The following is a 26400-nucleotide window of genomic DNA, read 5'->3' on the forward strand; positions in this document are numbered from 1 at the left end:
GATGAGAAACCGAATTTTTCTAGTACTGATGACCTTTGTCCTGATCTTGCCGTCATTTCTGGTGCACGCTTCCGCTAATGAGAACGAAAAAGAGGAAGACACGTTAAAGAATCCGGGACAATATCGTTCAAAAGATGAGGTCGTGTATGCGACGCTTAGTCCCACAGGTGTTCAACAGGAAATTTATGTGGTGAACATTTTTGATGTGATAAAAGAAGGGAAACTGGTTGACTATGGTCCCTATGAGAGTTCGAAAAACTTAACGAGTCTTTCGGACATTCAACTTAAAAACAACAAGGTGGAGTTTGCAGCACCAAAGGGGAAATTTTATTATCAAGGGAATATGAAGGATGAGGCATTACCTTGGGATATTCGAATTTCGTACCGACTAGACGGGAAGCGAGTTCCCCCTGCAGAGCTTGCGGGAAAAGATGGACACTTTAAAGTAACCATTCAAACTTCGGCAAATGAAGAGGTTGATCCAATCTTTTACGAAAACTATCTTTTGCAGGTTACTCTTACTCTGGATCCTGATATGTATCGCAATATCAAGGCTTCCGAGGAAGGCATGGTGGCTAACGCGGGGAAAAACAAGCAAATTACCTATACCGTGATGCCTGAGAAAGACGGCGAACTGAGCCTTGAGGCAGATGTTACTGAACTTGAGCTACCAGGCATTGAAATTGCGGCTGTCCCATCGTCTATGAGCATTGATGTTCCGGATATCGATGAGATGGCAGGAGAGATGAAATCCTTAACAGATGCCATCGCTCAAATTAACAATGGTGTCGGCGATTTAAAGAACGGTGTTTCTGAATTGAACAGCGGTGTGGCTAGCCTACGTGATGGCTCTGCGCAATTTAAAAAGGGAATGAATGATGTCAATCAAGCATCTTCTCAACTTGTAGAAGGTTCTAGCGCGATTAATAATGGTCTTGCTACCGTTAGTTCTAGCCTTAAAGGAAACTTTGAACAAATCAATCTAGCAGAGCTCGAAAAGTTACAAGCAAGACTACCGGAAATCGCGGCTGGTCTCGATGAAATGTCAAAGGGATTCGCTTATTTACGCGATAATTACTCAGACGCCTACCGTCAAATGGAAGAGGCGTTAAACAATATACCAGAATATGAAATTACTAAGGCTGATTTAGAAGCTTTGTATGAGAGTGGGGCGGATCGCGAAGTAGTCGACCAATTGTTCGATACCTATACCGCAGCACATCAGGCTAAAGACGTCTTTGCCTCGGCAAAAGAAGCTTTTGATGCCGTGGATGGCCGGTTAGCAGAAGTGAATGGTGCCATTGGGGAAATCGAGAAAACACTTGGGAACGTTCAAACAGTCATTTCCGCACTTGAAAATGTAGATGTAGTAGATTCGATTACTCAATTACAAGAGGGAATGGATGAATTTTCCGCTAGTTATCAAGCCTTTCATTCAGGATTAGTAGGCTACACAAAGGGAGTTGGCCAATTGTCCAGCTCTTATAATCAACTACATTCTGGAATCGTTGACTTGTCTGGCGGAACAAACGAATTAGAAAATGGAGTCGGTCAGCTTCATAACGGCACAGGAACTTTATATGAATCTACGAATAATTTACCTGACCAAATGAAAGAAGAAATTGACAGCATGATCTCTGAATACGACAAATCTGATTTTGAAGCTGTGTCCTTCGTTTCGGATAAAAACGAGAAGGTCAATTCCGTTCAATTTGTCATTAAAACAGAAAGCATTTTACTAGAAGAAAAAGAAACAACTGAAAAGCCGAAAGAAGAAAAACAAGGCTTCTGGGCACGATTGAAGGAATTGTTTTCTTAAGTAGGGGTGACCCTCCCTAAGTTTACTAGAGACCAAAAATAGGAAAAAGGCTGACGATGACCGTCAGCCTTTTTTTTATGCTTTATATTCGATTGTTTGAATCGTACCGTCTTCATTGTACTTTAACTCAGTGAATTTTACACTGCGCTTGTGGTTGACTCCACCAGACAAGGATGCGTCATGATAGAATAGGTACCATTTGTCCTCGAATTGAACGATGGAATGGTGAGTTGTCCAACCAATCACTGGTGTAAGAATTTTCCCTTTGAATTCAAACGGTCCTTCTGGATTTTTACTCATTGCATACACAAGGGTATGAGTGTCTCCTGTTGAATAGGAAAGATAGTAATAGCCATTGTACTTGTGAACCCAAGGGCCTTCGAAGAATCTGCGCTCTGTGTCCCCAGCAAGTAGTGGGTTACCATTTTCATCTACAATTGAAATTTCCTTCTTGCTTTTAAAAGTAAGCATGTCGTCACTTAGTTCCGCAACGATTGGTCCAAGAGCTGGCTCTGATTCAGCAGGACCTTCTGCATCCTCAACAAATGTACCTGTTTGCCATTTTTCCAACTGTCCGCCCCAAAGGCCGCCAAAGTAGCAATATGCTCTGTTGTCGTCATCCACAAACACCGCTGGATCAATGCTGTAGCTTCCAGGGATATAGTTTTCTTCCGCTTTAAAGGGACCTTCTGGCCTCTTACTTGTTGCGACACCGATTCTAAAAATACCATCATGATCCCTAGCAGGGAAGAACAGATAGTATGTGTCATTTTTGAAAGCCGCATCCGGCGCCCACATTTGTTTGCTAGCCCAAGGAACATCTTTTACGTGAAGAGCTTCCCCGTGGTCAACAACAGGTGAATTAAAATCATCCATAGATAGAACATGGTAATCTTCCATTTTATACTGATCACCATTGTCATTGTCAGGACCATCATGGTCAAGGTCATGAGAAGGGTAAATATAAAGTTTGCCTTCAAAAACATGTGCTGAAGGATCTGCTGTGAAAATATGCTTTACGATTGGTTCATTAGGTTTTGGTGTATTTGTCATATCAATTCTCCATTTAATGTAGTATAGTATGGCAACGCTTTCTTGTGAAACAACACACTTAGTATAACAGATGCAAGTTACTTTGTACATTGGTTAAACTAACTTTTAAAAGATTTGATCAGAAACCCATTTAAATAAAGTTTTTGATGGCATGAGCTTTTCTATACGTAATTTACTTTTGTATTTGCAGGACAATGGGTTATTTATAGAATCAAAATTTTTTACTGAAAACTAGGTGTTATTTGCAGATTTCAGGTTTCTATTTGCAAAACCCCAGGGTTAATTTGTAGAACTACCCTTTCTATTTGCACGAAACCTGGTTCTATTTGCAAACCAAGATTGTATTTACTCATTTCAGATGTCAATTTGCAGAACCCCTGGGTTTATTTGCAGAACTTCACCTTCTATTTGCACCAAATAGAGTTCTATTTGCAAACCAAACCAATAATCCTCTCACAAATTCCGCTATGTTATCCTTGACTTTACCGCAATAAACAGTTTGTTCATTGGATAAACAAACTAAAAAGTATAACACAAGTATCCCTTTTTAAGGTGGGAAAAATCAGTGATATCAACATATTGACAGTAAATTATATAGAACTTGTGAACATATTACGTGTGTTATTGATTTCTCCTCAAAAAGGATTATGATAACCCTATAGTAAATATGTGAAGCTATTCACAAAAAAGAAGTACCTATAAAAAGGAGTGTATGAAATGGTAGTAGTAGATTCCCAAGTTAAGGCAACAGAAGTAGATTACTCATCAAAAGAATATTTAACTAAAGTCGATGCATTCTGGCGTGCAGCGAATTATATATCAGTTGGGCAGCTTTATTTGAAAGACAACCCTTTGCTAAGAGAACCTCTAAAGGCTTCCGATGTAAAAGTAAAACCTATTGGACACTGGGGAACGATTCCTGGTCAAAACTTTATTTATGCTCACTTAAACCGAATGATTAATAAATATGACTTGAATATGTTTTACATCGAGGGACCAGGGCATGGTGGACAAGTTATGGTCTCAAACTCTTATCTCGATGGTAGCTATAGTGAAATTTACCCTGAGATTACTCAGGATATCAAAGGCATGCAAAAACTATTCAAGCAGTTTTCTGCGCCAGGCGGAGTCGCTTCCCATGCGGCACCAGAAACTCCAGGATCGATTCATGAAGGTGGAGAATTAGGATACTCTCTATCTCACGCAGCGGGTGCTGTTTTAGATAACCCTGATTTGATTGCTGCTGCTGTGATTGGTGACGGGGAAGCAGAAACGGGTCCGCTAGCTGCTTCTTGGTTTGCAAATCGATTCATCAACCCTATTACAGACGGTGCTGTTTTACCAATTTTAGATTTGAACGGGTTCAAAATTAGCAATCCTACCATCCTTTCTCGTAAAACAACATTGGAATTAACACAATACTTCGAAGGAATGGGCTGGCAGCCAATCTTTGTTGAAGGCGAAGAGCCAAAAACGATGCATGTGGATATGGCGAAAGCATTGGATTACGCGGCAGAACGTATCCAAGAGATTCAAAAAAATGCTCGTGAAAACAACGATGCAACTCGTCCGGTATGGCCGATGATTATCTTCCGTCAACCTAAAGGGTGGACTGGTCCAAAAGAATGGGGCGGAGTGCCAAATGAAAACTCCTTCCGTGCCCACCAGGTTCCGATTCCTGTTGACCGAAATAACATGGAGTACAAAGACGAGTTAATACAGTGGATGCAAAGTTACCGTCCAGAAGAGTTATTTGATGAAAATGGACGCTTGCTTCCGGAAATCGCAGAAATCGCACCAAAAGGCGAAAAGCGCATGGCTATGAACCCAGTCACAAATGCCGGTCTTCTCATTAAAGACTTGCGTTTACCAGATTATCGTGACTATATGGTCGATAACACAGAGCCTGGTAAAGTGAAAGCTCAAGATATGGCTGTTCTCGCTAAATACATTCGCGATGTGATTAAACTTAATGAAGACAGCCGCAACTTCCGTATCTTTGGACCAGATGAAACGATGTCAAACCGTATGGGCCCTGTTTTTGAAGTAACCAATCGTCAGTGGCTAGATTGTATTAAAGAACCAAACGATGAGTTCTTAGCAACCGATGGTCGTGTGATCGATTCTCAACTATCGGAGCATCAAGCAGAAGGATTATTAGAAGGCTATGTGCTTACAGGTCGCCATGGATTCTTTGCTAGTTATGAAGCATTTTTACGTGTAGTTGACTCCATGTTAACTCAACACTTCAAATGGTTGCGCAAAGCAACAGATCAAACATGGCGTGCCGATATTCCATCCTTGAACGTCATTGCGACAAGCACAGTGTTCCAGCAAGACCATAACGGCTATACGCACCAAGATCCTGGTCTTTTAGGACATCTTGCAGATAAAAAGCCTAAGTTTATCCGTGAATATTTACCAGCAGATGCAAACTCCTTGTTGGCCGTTTTTGATAAGGTATTAAATGACCGTCAAAAAATCAACTTAATCGTTGCTTCTAAACATCCACGGGAACAATGGTTCAGTGCTGCTGAAGCAAAAGAACTTGTCGATAAGGGGATAAAAATCATTGATTGGGCAAGTACAGATCAAGGGGCCGAACCAGATGTGGTTTTTGCTTCTGCTGGGACAGAGCCAACCATTGAAAGCCTTGCAGCCATCTCCATTCTGCATGAAAAACTACCAGAATTGAAGATTCGTTACGTGAATGTGGTCGATTTACTAAAACTTAGAAGTCAAAAACATGATCCACGTGGGTTATCTGATCAAGAGTTTGATGTTTATTTTACTAAAAATAAACCCGTTATCTTCGCTTTCCATGGCTATGAAGGGTTAATTCGCGATTTCTTCTTTGACCGCAACAACCGCAACCTATACGTTCATGGCTACCGTGAAAATGGGGATATCACTACTCCATTTGATATGCGTGTATTAAACCAAATGGATCGTTTTGACCTTGTTAAGGAAGCTGTTTTAAGCTTACCGGATGCTGAAAAGTACGCACATATCGCCCAAGAAATGGATGCAATCATAAGCAAGCATCATCAATATATTCGCGATGAAGGCACGGATTTGCCAGAGGTTGAAAACTGGATTTGGAAGAGTTTGAACTAGTAAAACCTCTATTATATAAATAAAAAGAACCTGTCCAATGTCTCGCAATTGGGATTAGACAGGTTCTTTATTACTTAGACCATAATTTCTTATTTCTCCGGAATCTCACAACCATCATCATCACAAAACATGCTTTCCTCGTTGTTTAATACCTTGACCTCGTCTTCCGCAATCACCTTTTTCAGGGCTTGGACAAAGGTTTCGGTAGGTTGCGCTCCAGTTAGGGCGTACTTTTTATTAATCAGGTAGAATGGTACCCCTGTTATGTTATACTGTTTTGCCGTTTGTTCGTCGGCACGAACCTCGTTCGTCATTTCATCACTTGCAAGCATAGCGGCTACCGCTTCGCGATCTAACCCGACTTCAACAGCCAACTCCGTTAAGGTTTCATGGTCACCGATATGCTTTGATTCGGTAAAATAAGCATGTAAAATTCGCTCAGTCATTTCCTGCATTAAGCCATGTTTCTTGGCATACATCGCCAAACGGTGAGCGTCAAAAGTGTTGGTAAGGATAAGGGTATCCATGTTGTACTCTAATCCAGATTCCTCCGCCATCTTCACCATGTTTTGCGTGTTGGCTTTCGCTTGCGCCACACTCATGCCATATTTTTGAGCTAAGGCTTCATACATATTTTTGTTCACATCACGTGGTGTGTTTGGGTCCAATTCAAAGCAGCGATACGTTACTTCAATCGGATGATCTATTTTCTTAAGAGCGTCCTCCAGACGCCTCTTGCCAATATAGCAAAATGGTCAAGCAAAGTCAGTCCACATTTCAATGTGCATCTGTATCCCTCCATTAAAATAATTCTCTCAATAGTATATCTGTTCTCTGCTAGTTTCACTAATTATTTGGTTGCAGGAGGGAGGCAGGAACTAGCGGTTAAATTTTGGGTTAAAATAGATCAAGCAATACAAGGCAGATTCCCCTCGGTTTTTGTCGAATGGTTTTCCTATTAGAATGATTGCCTGTCTCTTATAATAGAAGGAGAATTCTGAAAACTTTTATTAAGGGGGAAGAAGAATGGCGAAAATGATCGTGATGTACGACCAACCTAAAGATAAAGAAGGATTTGATAAGTATTACCATGAGGTACATATTCCGCTTGCGGAAAAGGTTCCAAATTTGAAGAATGCTGTAGTTCACAATGTATTGCAAACGATGAACAGCGAGCAACAACTCTATTTAATCGCGGAGCTAGAGTTTGAAACTCCTGAAATCCTAACAAAGTCACTAGCCTCACCTGAGTTCCAAGCCGTTCAAGGTGATTTAAGAAATATTATGCAGTATTTAAATAAGCCACCTGTTGTGGCACTTGTTGATTAATTAAGTTTTGAAGAGAACGATATTCCTTCATACTAAACAAGGAGAGGGCGAGAATGAGGTGCCCCTCCTTGTTTATTTCTTCAGAAGCTAAAGGTACGTTCAAGACTACTGAAACAGTGAAGATGAAGACTTTAGAAGCCGAAAAAGTAGTCTGAGTAACAGAAAGATACTCTAAAACCAATGAATCTGAAATCAAGGAGGGAATCAATATGACCCCCGCTTCATACAGGCTATGAAACCGAACTAAAGCTGGAAATCCGCTTGATAGCCGCTTCATAAAGCCGATGAAACTGAAATCAAGCATGAAATCAAGTTGGAACCCGCTTCATAAAGCCGATGAAACCGAAATCAAGCATGAAATCAAGTTGGAACCCGCTTCATAAAGCCGATGAAACCGAAATCAAGCATGAAATCAAGCTGAAATCCGCTTCATAAGGCAAGGTGATAAAAACGATAGAATGAAGTGACTTTTTAAGTGGTTTTGGCACGTCCCCATGTCTCTACTTTGTAAAATCAAACTCCACTCCTGTAAGCCTTTCACTAAGTTCCCAAAGTTTTTTCATGGCTTCTTCGTCATTTGCGACGAAATGTGGTGTATCTATGCTAGGGTAGCCTCTAACACGGCCACGACCGTTCGGACCTATATATTCACCACCTGTTAAAGATGGTTCTGTTGCAGCGTAAAGGGTCGGGAGGGCACCCATTTCAGCAGGCTGGAGAACAGTGTTCATCATTCTTTTGAATAATTTAGGAGCTTCACTTCTCCCAAATTTAAATAAATTGGTTGCAGACACCCCGGGGTGACAGGCAAGGCTGATGGTTTGGATCCCATGTTCTTTCAGTCTTTTATCCAATTCCTGCGCAAACATCAGATTTGCTAGCTTGCTTTGGCCATAAAACTTCATGGCTTTGTATCCTTTTGATCCGTCCAGGTTATCAAATAAAATGGAGGACCCTCTATGCGCTAAACTACTAACGGTCACTACTCGTGAGTGTGGTGTTGTTTTTAAGAGAGGCAATAGCAGTCCAGTTAAGGCAAAATGTCCAAGATGATTGCTCCCGAACTGGAGCTCAAATCCATCCTTTGTCTTTGAATAAGGTGGCGTCATAACGCCCGCATTGTTTAGTAATAGGTCGAGAGAAGTATACCGACTTGAAAAGTCCTTCGCGAACGCTCGAACACTAGCCAAATCTGCTAAATCGAGCTTCATCACTTCTATCTTGGCATCTTTGTGCATCTTCAAAATGGTCTCGCGGGCTGCATGTCCCTTTTCTTCGTTACGGACAGCCATCACTACCATAGCTCCCTTTTGAGCCAGAACTTTCGCAGCCTCCAGTCCAATTCCACTATTAGCCCCAGTAATAATGCCAGTTTTTCCTGTTAAAGAACCAATTTTTAATCTATCTGCATGCGAATTCACCATTTACTCTTATCTCCTCTCTAACGGAAGCAGCGGACCGATTTTCAGCTTCCATCTTCAAGATATCATGGATCTGTATCGGGGACAATTTGGAAGGAAGCTAGGAAAATGGTCTTCACAAAATCGTTGGATTTAAAAATTTTGGAAAGTGGGTTAAAATAATAAGGGTACATGAAACAATGTTTATAAGGAAATGAAATTTAACTAGGTAGGGGTGTCTCTTACATATGTCAATTTTAGTAACAGGTGGTGCTGGTTATATTGGTAGCCACACAAGTGTAGAGCTATTAAACGCTGGTTATGAAATTATCATCGTGGATAATTTATCAAATAGTAAACCTGAATCCTTAAAGCGGGTAAAAGATATTACAGGGAAAGATTTTAAGTTTTACGAGGTGGACTTGCTTGACCGTGATGCCTTGGATGATGTGTTTGCGTCAAATAAAATTGATGCGGTTATTCACTTTGCTGGATTAAAAGCGGTCGGAGAATCTGTATCGATTCCTCTTCATTATTATCATAATAATATCACGGGAACATTGGTACTATGTGAGGTAATGCAGAAGTATGGTGTAAAGAACCTTGTTTTCAGTTCATCTGCAACGGTTTATGGAATGCCAGACCGGGTGCCGATTTCAGAGGACTTCCCGCTTAGTGCAACAAATCCTTATGGCCGCACAAAGCTGATGATTGAGGAAATTTTACGAGATGTTCACGTTTCAGATGAAAACTGGAGCATTGCGTTATTGCGTTATTTCAACCCAATTGGTGCACATGAGAGTGGCCGAATTGGCGAGGATCCAAACGGAATTCCAAATAACTTAATGCCATATATCACTCAGGTTGCAGTTGGAAAGTTACAGGAACTTCAAGTGTTTGGCAATGACTATGAAACCGAAGATGGAACAGGGGTCCGTGATTATATCCATGTCGTTGACTTGGCATTAGGTCATTTAAAAGCACTAGAGAAAGTCTTGTCTTCAAAGGGAGTCGATGCTTATAACTTAGGAACTGGAACAGGCTACAGTGTCTTACAAACAGTTTCAGCGTTTGAGAAAGCCTCCGGCAAAAAGGTTCCACATCGCATCACTGCTAGAAGACCAGGAGATGTAGGCGTTTGTTATGCAGACCCAGCAAAAGCAGAGTCTGAACTAGGCTGGACGGCAAAAAGAGGAATTGAAGAAATGTGTCAGGATTCTTGGAGATGGCAGGAAAACAATCCTGAAGGGTATCAAAAAGGCTAATGATGAAAGGAAGCAGGGGACCGCGGTTCTTTGCTTCCTTTTTTTTATGAGCACTCTAAGATATCCTGCATCTTTTTGAGGATAACAACTAATTTTAAGAAAACAGCCTTTGTAAAAAAGGGAATTGTTCCTACCACTTTTTGGATGAAACGTTTAGGAGTTGTTTACGACTTATATAATGAAAGCTATATATGAAAAAAGCAAATGACCAGAAATGGGGTTGAATATAATGAGAAAACTATGGTTGGTATTGCTCCTATGTGTAATGTTTGTTGCAGGATGTGGGACAAAAGGTGAACCACTAAGCAATGAACCGGATCCTAAGGTAGAAGCAGAAGGAAGTGGAATTGTGGCAGGAGACATGGAAGCAAGTGTAACGGAACAAAGTCCGTTTGTATTTCAGTATGAGGTTAAAAATCAAACAGAAGAAGAAATGAAGTTTGATTTTCCAAGCGCCCAGAGATTTGACTATTCAGTCCAAACAAAGGATGGCAAGGAGGTTTTCTTGTTCTCAAGTGTTGCGTCATTCCTACAGGTTATTGGAGAGGAGACAGTCAAGCAAGGAGAATCACTGAACTATAAAATCGACTTACATGACCTGGAATTACAAAAAGGTGAGTACGTTCTGTCTGTTTGGCTGACGCCGAAGGATGGACAAAAATACGAGGCGACAAAGGAGTTTACGGTGGAATAGACAGCTTCTAAGGATTTCATAGAGACCAATGCTGACTGAATGGTAATGATATAAGAAAAAATGCTCATTATGAAGCGGTCATGAAAACAACTTGGTTAGGTCCAAGTAAAAAATAGTCTGTAAAAGGAAAGGGACTGACTTCGTGCTACCTTTTAGCTAGCACGGGTCGTCCCTTTCTTTTATTTTACAAGTTTTATTAGTATCATTCTATAATCGCTAGTCCCATTTACTAGGTAATTTACTTGGTTGAGAAACGCTTCCTTCATAAGGTGAATTTAAAATTATATTTAACGGTGTACATAGGAAATCCCTAGTATCTTGTGGTTTCCTAATCGTTTAAACGGAGAATCAGCACGGCTGTGCGCTGTGTTCCTAAAATGGTTTTAATAGAGTAGGGATTTCTTTATAATAAATAGATGAGGAGAAATCCCAGAAGAAACATATACCTAAACAGCTTATATAAAGAAGAGACAGTGAAGGGGGGAGGAACTTGGTTACCGTAAAGTCAGTGAAAGTGGACGGCGAGAGCATTCATATTTTTAACAGCGCCCTTTATATCTTTGAATCTAGTATGTGTTATACCTTGCAGTTGGATGTGATCGTCAGTGAAGTGGTGGTCAATCGGTATAAAGCTGAGGAACAACTAATCATTGAGGTCGAAATGGAAGATGGTCGAATCATGAGCTCTATCATGCATTTAAGAACCTTACCAGGTGGGCTTCCCCAACTCAACTTATATTGTGACATTGAAGACCCTGAGGAATATCCAGGTTTACATATCGTGAACGAAAGTGACTCTGAGTTTCCCGATATTGAAACAGGCATCACGTTAGAAGACATTAGAAAAGTAGAGATGCCAAACGAAAAAATCACATTAAAATTAACACTGCCTATTAATCAAGTAGAATGGCTAAAGAATCAGAAAACCCGGGATTTAAATACACTCTTTAAGGAGTTGCTTGAAGGTCATCTTGGGTGAAGCTGGGGACCTGCTCTTTTTAAAGGGCATAAAAATACGAAAAGGCACACGAGCTTTGTGCCTTTTATTTTTAATACTCCTATGCGGACAAGGTGCTAATTTTTGCTCCTGGATTTTACCAACTCTTTTATAGTGGTTGAACTATATTTTCAGATTCCATTTCAATCATTTCTTTATTATGAGTCGTACTGTCGGTAACAGGGTAACCCCCATCTTTCCTTCTAAAAACCCCAAACCTAGTGGCTATATCGTTGTAGCTACCGACACCCTTTGTCGAGTTCTCAGTTTCTTGATTGCACTGTTGATGCCGAAGATAAAAGAGTGAATCGAGAACAACCACTTCCTGAGATTTGACCTTTTCCCCACATTCATGACAACAAGTTTCTTCAATATAACCTGGAACTTGGTTAGGCTCATCTTTTTTTGTGTGCTTCCTGCTTATCACGATTCTCTCGACAGCATCTAGTGCAATCCCTGCTCTCTTCATATCCTCCAATATTTCTAGATCAGAAAGATACAGAAAACTACTTCTTGATGGGCTCATGGTATCCCCCTCCACTAACAATATTGTCCTATACTATTCAATTCGTCATTGGTCATGAGTTTCCTTCATAATGCCCGACGTGTTCCTTTCGAGTAATCAATTCCCGCTAATTCGAATTTTATGAAACTTTGTGTTACTGTAATCGTATTACCTATTGTAACTAGTTATATATCTTAAAAATATTTAGTTGGGCAGAGGGACAGGAAAGCTTGTCCTTTCTTGCTACAAGTGGGACGGTGTACCTGTCCCTCTGTCCCACATATTTAGGGGGAATAGAGCGAATGGCAGGATTTCTTGGTGTAATGTTTATTTTAATTCCTATTTTAATTGTTGCTGCTCTTGCAGGGATCGGGTATTTCTTTTGGGTGCGTATTCGTTACCGGACCGCGAAGTCTAATGAAGCGTTGATTATCACTGGACCTAAGTTAGGGGATCCAGAAAAAGAGACCAATATTTTTACAGATTCAGAGGGACGTTCGATGAAAATCATCCGAGGTGGCGGATATCTTCTAAAACGATTCCAAACCTCTACACCTGTTAACTTAACTTCATTTCAATTAAAGCTTTCAACGCCGAGAGTATATACCAATGGTGGGGTGCCAATTGTTGCGGATGCGGTTGCAATGGTCAAGGTCGCTGATACTTTAAATGGAATTGCTAACTATGCTGAACAGTTTTTAGGAAAAAAGCAAGATGAGATTGAAGCTGAAATCATCGAAGTCCTTGGAAGTAACTTGCGTGCGATTCTTTCGAAGATGACGGTTGAGGATATTAATAGTGATCGTGAGAAATTTAATCATGATGTTTCGGAAATTGCCCAAAAGCAATTAGATTTAATGGGCTTCAAAATCACGTCATTAGGTCTTACGGATATTCGTGATGCAGATGAAGAAAATGGCTATTTAGAAAACCTTGGTCGCCCACGGATTGCTGAAGTTCGTAAGCGTGCTGAAATCGCTGAAGCCGATAGCGAGCGTGAAACGCGTATTCACCGAGCGAAAAATGAGCAAGAAGCTAAAGAGGAAGAATATAAACGCCAAATCGCTGTAGCTGAATCGAAAAAGGAAAAGGATCTACAGGATGCTGCTTTTAAAGAAGAAACAGAACGTGCTCGTGCGAAATCAGAGCAGTCTTATGAGCTAGAAAGAGCAAAACTATCAAAAGAAGTAAAAGAAGAGGAATTACGCCTTAAATTCTTAGAACGCGAACGTGCGGTTAAGTTAGAGGAAGAAGAAAGCAAGGTACGTAAAACAAAGGCGGACGCTGAGTATTATGAAACCACTCGTAAAGCGGAAGCGGAAGCACGAAAGGCACAAATCGACGGGGAAGCAAAAGCAAAAATTCGTAGAGAAGAAGGTTCTGCCGAAGCTGATGTTATTCGTGAGCGTGGTAGGGCAGAAGCTGAAGCTCGTAAACTATTAGCAGAAGCGATGGAAAAACACGGCGATGTCATTATCACCGAGAAGCTAATCGAAATGCTTCCTATCTTCGCAGAAAAGATTGCGCAGCCGCTTAATAATATCGACTCTGTCAAAATCATTGATTCTGGCAATGGCCAAGGGATCCCCTCTTACGGAAGAAGCATTACAAAGACCATGGTCGATATGCAAGAACCATTGAAAGAAATGACGGGGATTGATATTGGCGAATTGCTAAAGTCCTATGCGACAAAAACCAGAGGGAACGACATACATGTCAATTATCCAGAAGTGAGGCAAACTTCTCAAGATCCAACAGTAGAAACAACTCAAGAGGACCGTTCCGCTAATTCTGAAAACTAAGTGTCTATATTATAAAAGGGAAGCCCAACGCAACTGGTTGGCTTCCCATTTTTCATTATGGAAACAAAAGATGAGGAATTAGTAAGAGAATCAAAGTATTCTAGTGATGCTGCTCTGATCTATACAAAAATGTTGTTCGTGTATTTTCTATTTGTAGTGCCAAAGAAAGGGGACACTTCTACCGCTTTCATGCTAGTATGAAAGCGGTAGAACTGTTCCCTTGTTTCCTTTTATTACATCAACATTACAAACATTAAAAATCAATTGGAATATAAGAAATTTTCTTATTTATGGCGAATTGGTTTATATAATAGACTCGTGGATAAAAATGAGAGACTTAAAGGGGCATAAACTATAAAGGGGGAGAAGCAACTATGCTAGAATTCGAATCAAACATAGATCAGTTTGCGAAGATAAAAGTAATTGGAGTCGGTGGCGGTGGGAACAATGCCGTTAACCGGATGATTGATGATGGGGTTCAGGGGGTAGAGTTTATCGCGGTTAATACAGACGCACAGGCTCTAAATCTATCAAAAGCCGATGTGACGATGCAGATTGGTGAAACCTTAACAAGAGGATTAGGTGCAGGCGCAAATCCTGAGATTGGTCGCAAGGCCGTAGAAGAAAGCAGGTCACAGATCCAAGAATTACTACAAGGCGCTGACATGGTGTTTGTTACGGCAGGCATGGGCGGTGGCACAGGGACTGGTGCTGCACCTGCGATTGCCCATATTGCTCGGGAACTGGGTGCTTTAACCATTGGGGTGGTCACGCGTCCATTTGCATTTGAAGGACGGAAACGTGCAGTCAATGCGGCTTCTGGGATTGAGGAAATGAAAAAGGCGGTTAACACGTTAATTATTATCCCTAACGAGCGTTTACTGCAAATCGTTGACAAGAAAACGCCAATGCTAGAGGCATTCCGCGAGGCGGATAGTGTTCTTCGTCAAGGGGTTCAAGGGATTTCCGATTTAATTGCGGTACCGGGTTTGATTAACCTTGACTTCGCTGACGTGAAAACGATTATGTCTAATAACGGAACAGCGTTAATGGGCATAGGTATTGCATCAGGTGAGGGTCGTGCCGTTGCTGCAGCAAAAATGGCGATTTCAAGTCCGTTACTTGAAACATCCATTGATGGAGCTCAAGGGGTGTTAATGAACATCACTGGTGGCACGAACTTAAGTCTATTTGAGGTACAAGAGGCAGCAGATATTGTTGCATCAGCCACGGACGATCAGTTAAATATGATATTTGGGTCAGTCATCAATGAAAAGTTAACCAAAGAAATTATGGTTACGGTCATCGCAACTGGTTTTAATAATGGAGAAGATCCCTCATTAAAAACCACGAAGAGCCCTTTAAACGAAGGATTATCTCATCATCGAAATCAACGCCCACAGGTAAGTCAAATTCAAAACCAACCTGAAGACGATGGATATCAAGAAATGCAAGAATATGAGCAGCAAGCTGAACAGCCAGTGGTACAAGAAGATTCACTTGATATTCCTGCATTTTTGCGGAAAAGAAGTAGAAGACGATAAAGTTGTTATTAAAAAGTAGAGAAAAGGGTCCCTAAATAGGGGCCTTTTTCTTTTGACTCCTAAAATCCTCCAAATGTCATATCGACAAGTATAGAAAGGTAGGCTAATGTGGAGGGTAAATTGTCACGGCGAAAGTAGGGGGAATTATGATTAGGAATATACTTAAAAAAATTTCTTGGACCTTTGTGGTCGTATCCATTATCAGCCTGCTAGGTTGTAATAATATAGATAAACATCAAGCAGCAGATGTTGAGAAATTATTAAAAGAAAAGTATGGTCAAGAATTTACAGTTAAGAGCATTGGTGGTCGCTATGGAACGGCAAATAATGATACTGTGACAACTTATGTACATCCTATCAATCATGAATCATTTTTGTTTAAAGCAGTTATGACGAAGGATGGAAAACTTGTGGCTGATAGTTATATTCCTCGTATGATAAGTGATTCCTTAAATCAGGTCTTACAACAGGAATTGCAGAATAAGGGGATTGAGAGTGAAACATTCACATTTGTGATGCAGGCAGATAGCTCTAAAGAGACCAATCCAGACATTTCGTTAGAAGAATATGTGACAACGTACAAACCTGGTTATTTCTCAGCTCATATGATTGTTAAAGAAAATGAAAATGTAACAGGTGAGAATTTTGAGGATGCGCTAAAAACTGTTTATCAAGCTGGTTTAAAGACAACTTTCCAAGTCGGTATTCGCGAGATTGCAGCCGAAGAGTATGAGGAAGCTCTTACTGAATATAAACAACTGCCTGAAGTTTCTAGCTCTTGGTTCCGTAATTACAATGTGATTGAAGAAATCGATGCAGTTGTGGATGGAAATGGCTATCATTTTTTAACAGTAGGCTCTAACACATAACATTGGAAATTTATCAGGTTTCCGCGCTACGATTTTTTGCGTCAATGCTTTATGTGAGCAACCCCATATGTAGCATCTAACGGAACAGCTCCCCAAATAGGCGGTAGCTGTTTTTTTGTTCTAAGCTACAAGTTTAATAGGTCTTCATAGTTAACAGAGCTCAAGTAAAGTCTAAACTTCAGGAATAATAACGCTAATTGCTTCTGTTACCCCCCTCTTGGTTGATTGTTTCCTTCTCCTAAATTCCTCCAAATGACATATGTACAAGGGAGAAGCAAATGGGGTAAAGTGATTGTTATGAATTTGGTCGTATATGCCTAAAAAACGCAATAAAAGGCTATTGTTTTTTGGGTAGTATTATGCATTGTGCCATTATAAAACAATAAAGAGATCTGATTTCTATTTTTTGTTAGGAATTAACCTAGGTGATTTGCTTTTTTCCTAAAAATACTTTTATGAAACAGAAAAATTTAAAACCTCTTATAAATAATAGATAGGTAATTTGCCCTATAAGGTATTCGCTTTTTGGAAAGGGTTCTAGACCAAGACTAGGTAAGACAAACAACAAGGGGAAAATCAGTATGATTGTAACTTTACTAAATCGAGAAAAAATCCAATCAATTACTCTACCTGAAAAAATTAGAGGTCAATTTTGGATCCATGATGATCATGACACCTCAAAGAAATTGATTGGAATTGAAGCTCTAAACGGTGAGTGGATTTTAAAGTCTAATAAACACGTTAAGTTGATGGACAATAAGGGGCAATTTGTTCGGAATACCGTTATCAGTCCATTAAGTATCTACCATTTAGAAATAGACGGTGAAGATGGGAAAACATTTGTTTTTACGGAGCCGAGCACAGATGACCGCCAAATCTTTACGAAATATCTCGTTGATAAAGATATGGATATCTCCATTGGAAGAGCAGAGCAAAATGATATCGTCTTGGCGAACCGTTTTGTATCTGCATCCCATGCGAAGCTGTCTTTTCGTGGTGGTCAATGGAGCATCACTGACCAGGATAGTACAAATGGTACGTTCGTTAATGGCGTAAGGGTAAAACGTTCAAAGCTTAGGATAGGTGAAACGATTTACATCATGGGGTTTAAATTGATTGTTGGTAGCTGTTTTATCGCCTTTAATAACCCAGATGGGACGGTTGCGTTTAAAAAGAATGTGTTAAAGCCGTTTGTGAATCAAGAACCAAAACTAGTACATGAAGAAGATGAATATGAGGCACCACAGCCTGAATACTTCTACCGCTCGCCGCGGTTTAAGCGAGATGTCGAGACAGCGGTGTTTAAAATTGACTCTCCTCCACAAGACGCAATCGGTGAAGAAACGCCAATTATGTTGGTGTTGGGCCCATCGATGACAATGGGGATGGCTTCAATGGCAACAGCAATCTTTGCGGTCAATAATGCGATGGCTCATGGCGATTTCTCGAGAGCTATGCCTTCCATTATCATGTCTTGTAGCATGCTGCTAGGGACGATTCTCTGGCCGATTTTATCAAAAAAGTATGATATGAGACGTCGTCGTAAAAAGGAAAAGGTTCGCCAGGCAAAGTACAAAGAGTATCTCAATAAGTTTGCCGTCCTTTTTAATGAAGAAGCAGAGAAGCAAGAGGAGATCTTAAGAGAAAATCATGTTCCAATCGAGGAGCTTGTGCAACGGATTGAACATGTGGATCGAAATCTGTGGGAACGTGGTCCAGGTCAAAATGACTTCTTACAGGTGAGGGTAGGGACAGGAAATGGCTTGTTGGATGCCGATATTCGCTACTCTGAAAAGAAGTTTTCCATTGATGATGACAACTTACAGGAGGAATTGTACACCTTAAGCGAGTCTCCTAAAGTACTAAAAGATATACCTATTACGTTATCTCTCTATGAAAATTACATATCTGGTGTCATTGGCGACCGCAAACAGACCGTTGAGTTTGCAAAAGGACTCATTTTTCAACTAGCAGCTTTATACAGTTACGATGAAGTGAAAATGGTCTTTCTTTATGATCAGCAGGAAGAGGAGCAATTCCAGTTTACAAAGTGGTTGCCACATGTGTGGAGCGAAGATAACAAGTTTCGCTTTATCGGGACCAATAGTAACGAAGTAAAAGAAGTTTCGGCTTACATCGAAAAGGAAATCGAAGTACGTTCACTCACGAATGAAAACGAAATGGAAGATGTTAAGCCTTATTATATTGTGTTTTCACTAAGCAAGGAATTAGGGATACGTGCAGAGATGCTGAAGAAGGTCTATGCGAAGAAGAAGAATATCCATATCAGTGTCCTTACCTTTTACAATGAGCTTAAAAGCCTACCGAAGGAATGTACCATGGTTGTCGACCTTGATGAAACAACAGGTAAATTGTTTGATAAAAGTGATATTACCGGGAAAACGATCTCGTTTGAACCGGACATCTATTTACACCACAATCCCAATGAATTAAGCGTGAAGCTAGCGAACGTTCAACTCGATACAGCAGAAAATTCCTTCAACCTACCGCAAATGGTTACGTTCCTAGAGATGTTTGGTGTTGGAAAGGTTGAGCATTTAAATGCCCTTACCCGGTGGAATGATAATGACCCAACGAAATCACTAGAAGCCCCGGTGGGTGTGGATACGTTAGGAGAGCTGTTTAAGTTAGATTTACATGAAAAGTTTCATGGCCCGCATGGGTTGGTTGCAGGGATGACAGGATCAGGAAAAAGTGAGTTTATCATCACGTACATCTTATCTTTAGCTGTGAACTACCATCCAAATGAAGTGGCATTTATTTTAATCGACTACAAAGGTGGCGGCATGGCGAAGTCGTTTGAGAAGCTGCCACATACGGCGGGCATCATTACAAATTTAGATGGTGCAGCGATAAAACGATCTCTAATCTCAATTGAAAGTGAATTGAAGCGCCGCCAAGCTCTGTTTGCTGAAGCGAGTAAACTTGTGGGCGAGAGCAATATTGATATCTATAAATATCAGAAGCTTTTCCGTGAAGGGGCAGTTCATGAGCCTTTGCAGCATTTATTTATCATCTCAGATGAGTTTGCTGAGCTAAAAACCCAGCAGCCAGAGTTCATGGCACAGCTAATCAGTGCGGCCCGGATTGGTCGTAGCTTAGGTGTTCACTTAATTTTAGCAACACAGAAGCCAAGTGGAGTCGTTGATGATCAAATTTGGAGCAATAGTAAATTTCGGGTCAGTCTTAAAGTTCAAGAACGTGCGGATAGTATGGACATGCTCAAGCGACCAGATGCTGCTGAGCTTACCGATACCGGGCGCTTTTATCTCCAAGTTGGCTATAACGAGTTGTTTGAAATGGGACAGTCTGCTTGGGCAGGGGCGCCGTATTATCCATCCGATAAAGTGGTCGTTGAAAAGGACCATAGCGTTGTGGTAATTGACCGCAATGGACGTCCAATGAAACAAGCAAAGATGGATAAAAAGAAAACTCTGTTTGCCAACCCGAAAAAACAGATGGACGTCATCACAGATTACCTCAGCCAAATTGCCGAGGAAGAACAAATTAACATTCGACCGCTTTGGTTAGAGCCAATTCCAGCGATGATTCTCTTAGATGAGGTTAAAAAGAAACATATAGTGCGGAATACCAATTCGTTTACCTTGAACCCAGTTATTGGTGAATATGACGATCCTGAACGGCAAAGACAATGTTTGTTGCGTCTGCCGCTTACAGAAGAAGGGAACACAATAGTGTATGGCGTTGCCGGCAGTGGGAAAACGACATTCTTAAACACAATGATCTATTCACTGTTACATGAGCACACGCCTGAGGAAGTGAATCTTTATTTGTTAGACTTTGCGTCTGAAACGCTCCGGGCCTTCGCGAAAGCCCCTCATGTTGGGGATGTGATCCTGTCATATGAAAGTGAGAAGGTTAGCAATTTGTTTAAAATGCTTCAACGGGAAGTAGAGAGAAGGAAGAAGAAATTTGCGGACTACGGCGGTGACCATGCCTCCTATATGGCAGCAACAGGTGAAAAAGTGCCGAATATTGTCGTTGCCATCAATAACTATGCGGCATTTACGGAGATTTATGAGGAAAAAGAAGCTGCTGTGTCCTTCTTATCAAGGGAAGGCACAAAGTACGGTGTTTATTTTGTGTTAACAGCACTTGGTATCGGTGCAGTAAGGTTCCGCCTGCTCCAGAACTTTAAGCAACAGTTGGTTCTGCAATTAAATGATGAAAATGACTACAGCACTGTTGTTGGAAAAACAGAAGGATTATTCCCTTCAAAGTTCAAAGGAAGAGGTCTAGTAAAGCGAGATGACCTTTACGAATTCCAGGTGGCGAATATCACGGATGCACCAGTGCCTTACCGGTTCATCCAGGAAGTGGCAATGAACTTACAGGAAGGTTGGAAAGGCCAAGGGGCCAAGAAAATTCCGATTTTACCAGAACAGGTTGATCTTGAATTCTTGTCTGAATATGTAAATGCCAACCGAGCCTTACTCGTTCCAATTGGGGTCGAAAAGAGTACATTAAATGTTCATTATTATCCTTTCGATAAAGCGTACATCCATATGGTACTTTCTGCGGGCAATGAACATCAATCATTCACTCATGACTTATCCAGGTTATTGGCTCAACACTGCGTGGGAGATGTTACGGTGTTTGATGCCCAGCAAGAATACCTTGGTAAAAATAACAAGGGAGTAACGTATTACTCCACTGTAAAAGAATTTGAGAATGCGATCTCCGCTTTGTTTGACTTAGTGGTTTATCGCAATAACACCTATAAAGAGGCGCTTGAACAGGGGATTGAGGTTGAAGACTTTGAACCAAAAGTCATCGTCATCAATTCGGTTGTTGCCTTGAAAAATGCTCTTTCTAGCGAAGGCGCCCAAAAGCTTGGATTAATCCTCGAAAAGGGAGACGCAAAGTATAAGATGACAATCATCTTTGCAGAGCAGTCTAAGAATTTATCTAGCGTTACCTTTGATAAATGGTACAAGCAACAAATAAGTAGTGGTGATGGCATTTGGGTAGGCGGCGGCATTACCGAGCAATATCAGCTTAAGCCAACTAAAACGAGTGCAGAAATGCGTGAGGACATGAGTGCAGAGTTTGGCTTTGTCCTTCAAAAAGGCAAGAGTGTAAAGGTTAAGCTCTTAAACACAGAAAAGGAGAATGAGGACAACGATGAATAAAGTACTTGTTGAAATTTTTCTTCCTGCTGCGGATGAAAGCTATGATGTTTACATTCCATTAGATAGTCAGATGAGTGAGGTCCTAACGTTGGTTTCATCCTTGCTTAGTGATTTATCGCATGGAACATACAAAGCAACCCCAGATGCGGTTTTATGTGATGCTGAATCTGGAATTATTTTCAATATTAACATGGCTGTTGCAGAACTGGGCATTCAAAACGGTTCTAAGCTCATGCTGATATAAATATACCCTCCCATTTAAACCTATTTAGATGGGACCGAGAAAACAATTTGAGAGGAGAATGAACAATGGGGAAAAGAATTCGCGTAACACCTCAAGAACTAGATGCAGCTTCTAAGAAACTAGCACAGTTATCAGAAACGTACACAGGAATTTATACCCAGCTTATGCAAGCGGCTGGAACAATGGGAGAAGCATGGGAGGGAGAGGACAACTTGGCGTTTGTGGACCAAATCAATGGGTTTAATGATGATTTGAAAAACATGGCTAATAAGCTTCAAACGGCGAGTCAAGCTCTTGAGCAACAAAGAACTAACTATGTGAACACACAAGAAAATAATACTGTTCAAGTAAGAAAATTATCGAACTAATTGAGGGGAGTGTAGGAAATGGCTGGACATATTAAAGTTAATACGGCCCAGGTGGCTGACATTGCAACAACCATTGAAGGACTAAACAATCAATTAAGTGAAGAACTTAAAAATAGTCAAAAAACGCTTCAAAACCTTACAAACACATGGGATGGAGAAGCTGCTCAAGCAACGATTGCTTCTTTTGACGAGTTTGCAGCAAAGTACTTCCAGAACTACCACGATATTCTTGATAGCTATGTAAAATTTCTTCGTATGAATGTTGAACAAAACTACTTTGAAACCGAAAGTGCCAACACGAACTTAGCAGACGCTTTTAAATAAGATTATTCTATCTAAAGGTGATGAAATTTCATCGCCTTTAGTCTAATTTTGAAAACAACTCCATTGTGGGTGGAAATAGATTTTGTTTTTTAATCAGTTTTGACTTTGAGAATTGTCAAGCTGCTGTGCTTAGGAGCTTGGGTTATAAGTATGTTTTATGACTGTCGCCTGTAGGCATTGCGCTTCTACTTTTCTCGGTGAAAGTAGGGATTATTTTATGGTTAAGAATTTACGAAAAAAGGTGAGTGGCATACTCATGGCGGTATCGATTTTTAGCTTGTTAGGTTGCAGTGATAGTGATAAAAATCAAGCGGCAGATGTGGAAAATTTATTAGAAGATAAATATGGTCAAGAATTTACAGTCAGAAGCATTGGTGGTCGTTATGGAACGGCAACCAATGATACCGTAACAACCTATGTACATCCTGCGGACAATGAAAAGATTTCATTTAAGGCGGTAATGAGTAAGGATGGCGAGCTTGTTGCAGATAGTTATATCCCTCGAATCATTAGCCATTCTTTAAATCAAATTTTAAAGCAGGAATTACAAGCAACAGGAATTGAAAGCGAAACGCTTGCTGTCATTATGAAGGCAAATAGCTCTGCTGAGAAAAATCCAGATATCACCTTAGAAGAGTATGTGAAAACCTATAAACCGGGTTATTTTTCTGCTGATATGATCGTGAAGGAAACACCAGATTTAAAAGCAGAGCAGTTTGAACATGCCTTGCAGGCTGTGTATCAGGCAGGTTTGAATACTACCTTCCAAGTCCAAATTCATGTGATTGCAGAAGACGAATATGAAAAGGTCTCAGCTGAATACCAACAACTAGCAGAGGTTTCGGACACATGGTTTTCAGATTATAACGTGGTAAATGAAATGAAAGTCTATATCGATGAAAAAGGTTTTCATGTTTTCGAAGCCGGCTCTAATGGATCGAATGAGGATGGTGAGTAGGGATGGCCTTATCTGACCAGGATTTAAAATTCGCTACAGATCTTGCGTATTTAGACTTAGGTCTCTTAAATGAGCATATGCCAATGTCTTACGGCAAGGGACCACATGCGGTAAAGGATTTATTTCAATTTCCTGCTGACGGAGCCTGCTATCCTCAGGAATATTTTGATGGATTGGTTGATGGCAAGGATACGTTTGGAGATAACATCATCAGTTTAGATGCTGGAAAGATCAATCGCATGTCTCCTGAGGCACTTGATTGGAAAGTGGTCAAAACTTATGACCAAAACAATGAGGGGCAGTCAGGCTTTTATGGTGTTGTTATTGATACGGGGGAAGGATTGGTCGTCACATTCCGCGGAAGTGAGGCACCAACTGAGCTACAAAACATCCATCAAGATTGGCTAAATGCAGACATCGCTTTACTAGAAGGTCAACTTACCGAACAACAACAAGATGTGAACGCATTTTTAGATGAATTAAAAGCAGAAGGCTATTTCGAAAAATACAATGATATCACCTTTGCTGGGCACTCTTTAGGGGGCAATCTTGCCGAGCACGGTACGTTTTATGCCGCAGAAATTGGCGTAATCGACCGACTCGAAAGAACCATCAGCTATGATGGTCCTGGCTTTGCGCAAGAGTATCTTGATGAGCATCGGGATCATATTCAACTAGCAACAGAAAATGTACAAATGGATCATATTGAACAATCTCTAGTAGGTGGCTTGCTTCAAAAGGTACCTGGAGTCGATTATATGTTTGCCGATTTAATTGGAAAAGGTGCTGTTCAGCATGGAACAGAAAATGTTCATTTTGATGAAAATGGCAAGATTGTCGAAGGAAGACAAACGGCCCTTGCAGCAATCTTAACTCCTTTTACCCAAGGAATTGATCGCTTAACCGGTCCTTTAGGTGCTTCGCTTATGACGAAGGCATTAGTTGGACTCACCACAGCTGCTTGGTGGGTTAAGGATGCATTGGTGGATGAAAATGGGAACTTAACCTCTGTAGGGAAAGGGATTGTGACAACTCTAGGCGTCGGACTTGCTGCCTTATTGGTGAAGGTCGGGCCTATTGCTTTGGTAGCAGCTGCCGTCCCGCTTGCGCAGATGGCGTTGACGGCTTTAACGATTGGGGTTGTTTTCGTCGCCTCAGTTATCGCCTATGAATTCATTATGGACGCCATTGAAGCGGTGGAGGCCTTTGTGGGTCATGTAATTACCGTTATAATCCCGCAAGTACTTTCACAATTAGCTGAAGCTGTTGCAAGTTTTGCAAAATGGACAGGGAAGCAGTTAGCAGAGTTTGGAAGTTTGCTAGCATCAGGTTTTAAAGCAATGGTTGCCGGCTTAAGTAATCTTTTTGGAGGAATCCCAAAAGCGGTTGCTTCTTCACATATTAGGGTGGACACCTATAAACTGCGAAATTACGCTAGTCGTTTAGAATCTGTTTCTTCGCGTATCTCATCTGTGGATTCTAATTTAAATATGCTTTATTTAACAGAGGGCTTTCTCGATATTATCAATCTAGCTATAGCGGAGAATTTACCGACTAAAGGCCAAATCAATAAAGTTATCAACTATTTGGAGGATACTGCATCCGATTTTGATGGTGCTGAAGGACGAATCATGACGATATAGAGTAGGGGGGAGTACGGCATGGGTTTAGGGAGTGTGAAGTCAGAGTTATCGAGTATTATCGGAGAGCTTGAGAGTATTGAAGCCGGACTCCGAAATGACTTTGAAGGAATCGGTAGTGAAAGAGCAGCGGCACGGATTCGCGAATTTATTGAAGAATGCGAGCGAGCGAGGAGAGCTTTAAACAGAGTAAACCCTTCGAATCTCTCTGAAGCTTTTTTAGAAAAGAGCGGCAAGGGTAAAAGTTGATGTTAAAATCCTAATGCCGATTTTAACGCAAGGTAAGCTATTTTGTACGTTATAGTAAGTTTGCAAGCTCTTTTCTCGTAATTAATAAGGTCTTTTGCAGTAAAACAAAGCTGTTTCCATTCTACTTTGTATCCAAAATAACAATGTTTGAGAAAAGAGTCTAGAAAAGAAAATGGCAAAAGACTGACTAGTAGGAGGTAGTAGCTATGGCGAATAAGATTGTGGTTGACACTACGAAGGTTGTCACGGCGGCTGATCAGATTTCAAAGTTGAATAAAGAGCTTGATCAAGAGTTCGAGCAGCTTGAGAATGCGATTCAACGTTTAAATGGCAGATGGAATAGCAAAGCTTCAGATGGAGTCATTGGCCATTTCTTTTCGATAAAAAACAACTATAAGGAAGGTCGCTACATGGTAATGCAGGACTATTCGAACTTCCTAAAGAAGCAAGTTTCGGTTGCGTATGACACAACGGAAACCGGAAATAAAAGTTTAGCAGATGCTTTTAAATAGGGGGAGGGAGCCTAATGAGTTCGTTCATTGATGTGGATTATACGGAGTTTGAACAGGCTGCATCCGCTTTAGAGGATTATGTGGCAAAGCAAAAACAAAAGATGTCGGCGGCAAATCAAGCGGTCGCAACACTTGGCGCAGGCTGGCAGGGTCAGGACTTTCAAACTTACCAAACGAAATGGAATGAGCTTGACGATGCTTCCTCAACAGCCACTGCTTTAAAGAAGTCCCTTGAGGATTACGCCGAAACGTTACGATATGTAGCCGATCAATATAAAAAGGCCCAGAAAAATGCCATTGATCGGGCGAATAGTTTGTAAAGCATCTTTTATTCTAAGTGGTGCACAAACAACGAATAGGGATCATTGTAGTCTAGGGAGAAACGGTAGACTGAATAAGAGTGGTGAAACGATGAGCCTGTTAATGATGGCAGAAAGAGTGCTGCATGAAAGGTTCATAGCGCACCAAAACGGCAGAGAAGCAAGAAAAAGTGCTGTATGAAAGGTTCATAGCGCACCAAAACGGCAGAGAAGCAAG

22 protein-coding genes are annotated in these 26400 nt (G+C 40.8%); 18 read left to right on the forward strand and 4 right to left on the reverse strand.

What is annotated here, in order from left to right; translation table 11 throughout:
• Nucleotide 1: 1 nt before the first annotated feature.
• The gene (locus H0185_RS20470) at nt 2-1819 is read left to right on the forward strand and encodes a YhgE/Pip domain-containing protein (RefSeq protein ID WP_246629326.1); all 1818 of its coding nucleotides are present in this window, start codon (nt 2-4) and stop codon (nt 1817-1819) included.
• A gap of 75 nt (nt 1820-1894) precedes the next feature.
• On the opposite strand, the gene H0185_RS20475 is transcribed toward H0185_RS20470, so the two are convergent.
• Entirely contained in the window at nt 1895-2872 is a 978-nt protein-coding gene (locus H0185_RS20475; protein WP_221875361.1) for a glycoside hydrolase family 43 protein, read from the reverse strand.
• 717 nt (nt 2873-3589) lie between these two features.
• Between H0185_RS20475 and H0185_RS20480 the strand changes: the two genes are divergently transcribed.
• Complete coding sequence (locus H0185_RS20480; RefSeq protein WP_221875362.1) at nt 3590-5989, forward strand: phosphoketolase family protein; 2400 nt, start codon at nt 3590-3592, stop codon at nt 5987-5989.
• 89 nt (nt 5990-6078) lie between these two features.
• Here the strand turns inward: H0185_RS20480 and H0185_RS20485 are convergent, their stop codons facing one another.
• Complete coding sequence (locus H0185_RS20485) at nt 6079-6732, reverse strand: DsbA family oxidoreductase (protein ID WP_221875381.1); 654 nt, start codon at nt 6730-6732, stop codon at nt 6079-6081.
• A 283-nt stretch (nt 6733-7015) separates the two neighbouring features.
• On the opposite strand from H0185_RS20485, the gene H0185_RS20490 reads away from it, so the two are divergent.
• Nucleotides 7016-7318 carry an EthD family reductase gene (locus H0185_RS20490; protein WP_221875363.1) on the forward strand — a complete coding sequence of 101 codons (303 nt, stop codon included), beginning with the start codon at nt 7016-7018 and terminating at the stop codon, nt 7316-7318.
• A gap of 500 nt (nt 7319-7818) precedes the next feature.
• Here H0185_RS20490 and H0185_RS20495 read toward each other — a convergent pair whose 3' ends face one another.
• Nucleotides 7819-8742 (reverse strand): oxidoreductase, encoded by a 924-nt coding sequence (locus H0185_RS20495; protein ID WP_221875364.1) that lies wholly within the window; start codon nt 8740-8742, stop codon nt 7819-7821.
• A 224-nt stretch (nt 8743-8966) separates the two neighbouring features.
• Here H0185_RS20495 and galE point away from each other — a divergent pair, with 224 nt between their 5' ends.
• From galE to H0185_RS20510, 3 genes are all read left to right on the forward strand, one after another.
• Nucleotides 8967-9983, forward strand: coding sequence for a UDP-glucose 4-epimerase GalE (gene galE / locus H0185_RS20500; protein WP_221875365.1), 1017 nt, complete (start codon nt 8967-8969; stop codon nt 9981-9983).
• A gap of 229 nt (nt 9984-10212) precedes the next feature.
• Complete coding sequence (locus tag H0185_RS20505; protein ID WP_221875366.1) at nt 10213-10677, forward strand: BsuPI-related putative proteinase inhibitor; 465 nt, start codon at nt 10213-10215, stop codon at nt 10675-10677.
• A 490-nt stretch (nt 10678-11167) separates the two neighbouring features.
• Complete coding sequence (locus H0185_RS20510; RefSeq protein ID WP_221875367.1) at nt 11168-11656, forward strand: hypothetical protein; 489 nt, start codon at nt 11168-11170, stop codon at nt 11654-11656.
• A gap of 127 nt (nt 11657-11783) precedes the next feature.
• Here the strand turns inward: H0185_RS20510 and H0185_RS20515 are convergent, their stop codons facing one another.
• Nucleotides 11784-12200, reverse strand: a complete 417-nt coding sequence (locus H0185_RS20515) for a hypothetical protein (RefSeq protein WP_221875368.1) — start codon at nt 12198-12200, stop codon at nt 11784-11786.
• A 281-nt stretch (nt 12201-12481) separates the two neighbouring features.
• Here H0185_RS20515 and H0185_RS20520 point away from each other — a divergent pair, with 281 nt between their 5' ends.
• The 12 genes from H0185_RS20520 to H0185_RS20575 all read left to right on the forward strand — a co-directional run bounded on the left by H0185_RS20520 (nt 12482) and on the right by H0185_RS20575 (nt 26183).
• A complete protein-coding gene (locus H0185_RS20520) occupies nt 12482-13981 on the forward strand; it encodes a flotillin family protein (protein WP_221875369.1) in 1500 nt (499 codons plus the stop codon).
• A 374-nt stretch (nt 13982-14355) separates the two neighbouring features.
• Nucleotides 14356-15525 carry a cell division protein FtsZ gene (gene ftsZ / locus H0185_RS20525; protein ID WP_221875370.1) on the forward strand — a complete coding sequence of 390 codons (1170 nt, stop codon included), beginning with the start codon at nt 14356-14358 and terminating at the stop codon, nt 15523-15525.
• Nucleotides 15526-15671: 146 nt separating this feature from the next.
• Nucleotides 15672-16394, forward strand: coding sequence for a hypothetical protein (locus H0185_RS20530; RefSeq protein WP_221875371.1), 723 nt, complete (start codon nt 15672-15674; stop codon nt 16392-16394).
• A gap of 581 nt (nt 16395-16975) precedes the next feature.
• Nucleotides 16976-21568, forward strand: coding sequence for a type VII secretion protein EssC (essC, locus tag H0185_RS20535; protein ID WP_221875372.1), 4593 nt, complete (start codon nt 16976-16978; stop codon nt 21566-21568).
• Entirely contained in the window at nt 21561-21812 is a 252-nt protein-coding gene (locus H0185_RS20540) for a methyltransferase (protein ID WP_221875373.1), read from the forward strand. Before essC ends, H0185_RS20540 begins: the two co-directional genes overlap by 8 nt.
• A 65-nt stretch (nt 21813-21877) precedes the next feature.
• Complete coding sequence (locus H0185_RS20545) at nt 21878-22180, forward strand: WXG100 family type VII secretion target (protein ID WP_221875374.1); 303 nt, start codon at nt 21878-21880, stop codon at nt 22178-22180.
• 18 nt (nt 22181-22198) lie between these two features.
• Nucleotides 22199-22504: a WXG100 family type VII secretion target gene (locus H0185_RS20550; RefSeq protein WP_221875375.1), complete on the forward strand. Its 306-nt coding sequence runs from the start codon at nt 22199-22201 to the stop codon at nt 22502-22504.
• A gap of 217 nt (nt 22505-22721) precedes the next feature.
• Nucleotides 22722-23462, forward strand: a complete 741-nt coding sequence (locus H0185_RS20555) for a hypothetical protein (RefSeq protein WP_221875376.1) — start codon at nt 22722-22724, stop codon at nt 23460-23462.
• 2 nt (nt 23463-23464) lie between these two features.
• Nucleotides 23465-25105 (forward strand): Mbeg1-like protein, encoded by a 1641-nt coding sequence (locus H0185_RS20560; RefSeq protein ID WP_221875377.1) that lies wholly within the window; start codon nt 23465-23467, stop codon nt 25103-25105.
• Nucleotides 25106-25123: 18 nt separating this feature from the next.
• Nucleotides 25124-25351: a hypothetical protein gene (locus tag H0185_RS20565; RefSeq protein ID WP_221875378.1), complete on the forward strand. Its 228-nt coding sequence runs from the start codon at nt 25124-25126 to the stop codon at nt 25349-25351.
• Nucleotides 25352-25557: 206 nt separating this feature from the next.
• Nucleotides 25558-25863, forward strand: a complete 306-nt coding sequence (locus H0185_RS20570) for a WXG100 family type VII secretion target (protein ID WP_221875379.1) — start codon at nt 25558-25560, stop codon at nt 25861-25863.
• A 14-nt stretch (nt 25864-25877) separates the two neighbouring features.
• Complete coding sequence (locus H0185_RS20575) at nt 25878-26183, forward strand: WXG100 family type VII secretion target (protein WP_221875380.1); 306 nt, start codon at nt 25878-25880, stop codon at nt 26181-26183.
• Nucleotides 26184-26400 lie beyond the last annotated feature (217 nt).

It is taken from the genome of Mesobacillus maritimus (genome assembly GCF_019749255.1).
GTDB classification, from domain to species: Bacteria; Bacillota; Bacilli; order Bacillales; family Cytobacillaceae; genus Mesobacillus_B; species Mesobacillus_B maritimus_A.

Coding starts and splice junctions, on each gene's coding strand:
- H0185_RS20470 (WP_246629326.1), top strand. CDS start 2: ATGAGAAACCGAATTTTTCTAGTACTGATGACCTTTGTCCTGATCTTG.
- H0185_RS20475 (WP_221875361.1), bottom strand. CDS start 2,872: ATGACAAATACACCAAAACCTAATGAACCAATCGTAAAGCATATTTTC.
- H0185_RS20480 (WP_221875362.1), top strand. CDS start 3,590: ATGGTAGTAGTAGATTCCCAAGTTAAGGCAACAGAAGTAGATTACTCA.
- H0185_RS20490 (WP_221875363.1), top strand. CDS start 7,016: ATGGCGAAAATGATCGTGATGTACGACCAACCTAAAGATAAAGAAGGA.
- H0185_RS20495 (WP_221875364.1), bottom strand. CDS start 8,742: ATGGTGAATTCGCATGCAGATAGATTAAAAATTGGTTCTTTAACAGGA.
- galE (WP_221875365.1), top strand. CDS start 8,967: ATGTCAATTTTAGTAACAGGTGGTGCTGGTTATATTGGTAGCCACACA.
- H0185_RS20505 (WP_221875366.1), top strand. CDS start 10,213: ATGAGAAAACTATGGTTGGTATTGCTCCTATGTGTAATGTTTGTTGCA.
- H0185_RS20515 (WP_221875368.1), bottom strand. CDS start 12,200: ATGAGCCCATCAAGAAGTAGTTTTCTGTATCTTTCTGATCTAGAAATA.
- H0185_RS20520 (WP_221875369.1), top strand. CDS start 12,482: ATGGCAGGATTTCTTGGTGTAATGTTTATTTTAATTCCTATTTTAATT.
- ftsZ (WP_221875370.1), top strand. CDS start 14,356: ATGCTAGAATTCGAATCAAACATAGATCAGTTTGCGAAGATAAAAGTA.
- H0185_RS20530 (WP_221875371.1), top strand. CDS start 15,672: ATGATTAGGAATATACTTAAAAAAATTTCTTGGACCTTTGTGGTCGTA.
- essC (WP_221875372.1), top strand. CDS start 16,976: ATGATTGTAACTTTACTAAATCGAGAAAAAATCCAATCAATTACTCTA.
- H0185_RS20540 (WP_221875373.1), top strand. CDS start 21,561: ATGAATAAAGTACTTGTTGAAATTTTTCTTCCTGCTGCGGATGAAAGC.
- H0185_RS20545 (WP_221875374.1), top strand. CDS start 21,878: ATGGGGAAAAGAATTCGCGTAACACCTCAAGAACTAGATGCAGCTTCT.
- H0185_RS20550 (WP_221875375.1), top strand. CDS start 22,199: ATGGCTGGACATATTAAAGTTAATACGGCCCAGGTGGCTGACATTGCA.
- H0185_RS20555 (WP_221875376.1), top strand. CDS start 22,722: ATGGTTAAGAATTTACGAAAAAAGGTGAGTGGCATACTCATGGCGGTA.
- H0185_RS20560 (WP_221875377.1), top strand. CDS start 23,465: ATGGCCTTATCTGACCAGGATTTAAAATTCGCTACAGATCTTGCGTAT.
- H0185_RS20565 (WP_221875378.1), top strand. CDS start 25,124: ATGGGTTTAGGGAGTGTGAAGTCAGAGTTATCGAGTATTATCGGAGAG.
- H0185_RS20570 (WP_221875379.1), top strand. CDS start 25,558: ATGGCGAATAAGATTGTGGTTGACACTACGAAGGTTGTCACGGCGGCT.
- H0185_RS20575 (WP_221875380.1), top strand. CDS start 25,878: ATGAGTTCGTTCATTGATGTGGATTATACGGAGTTTGAACAGGCTGCA.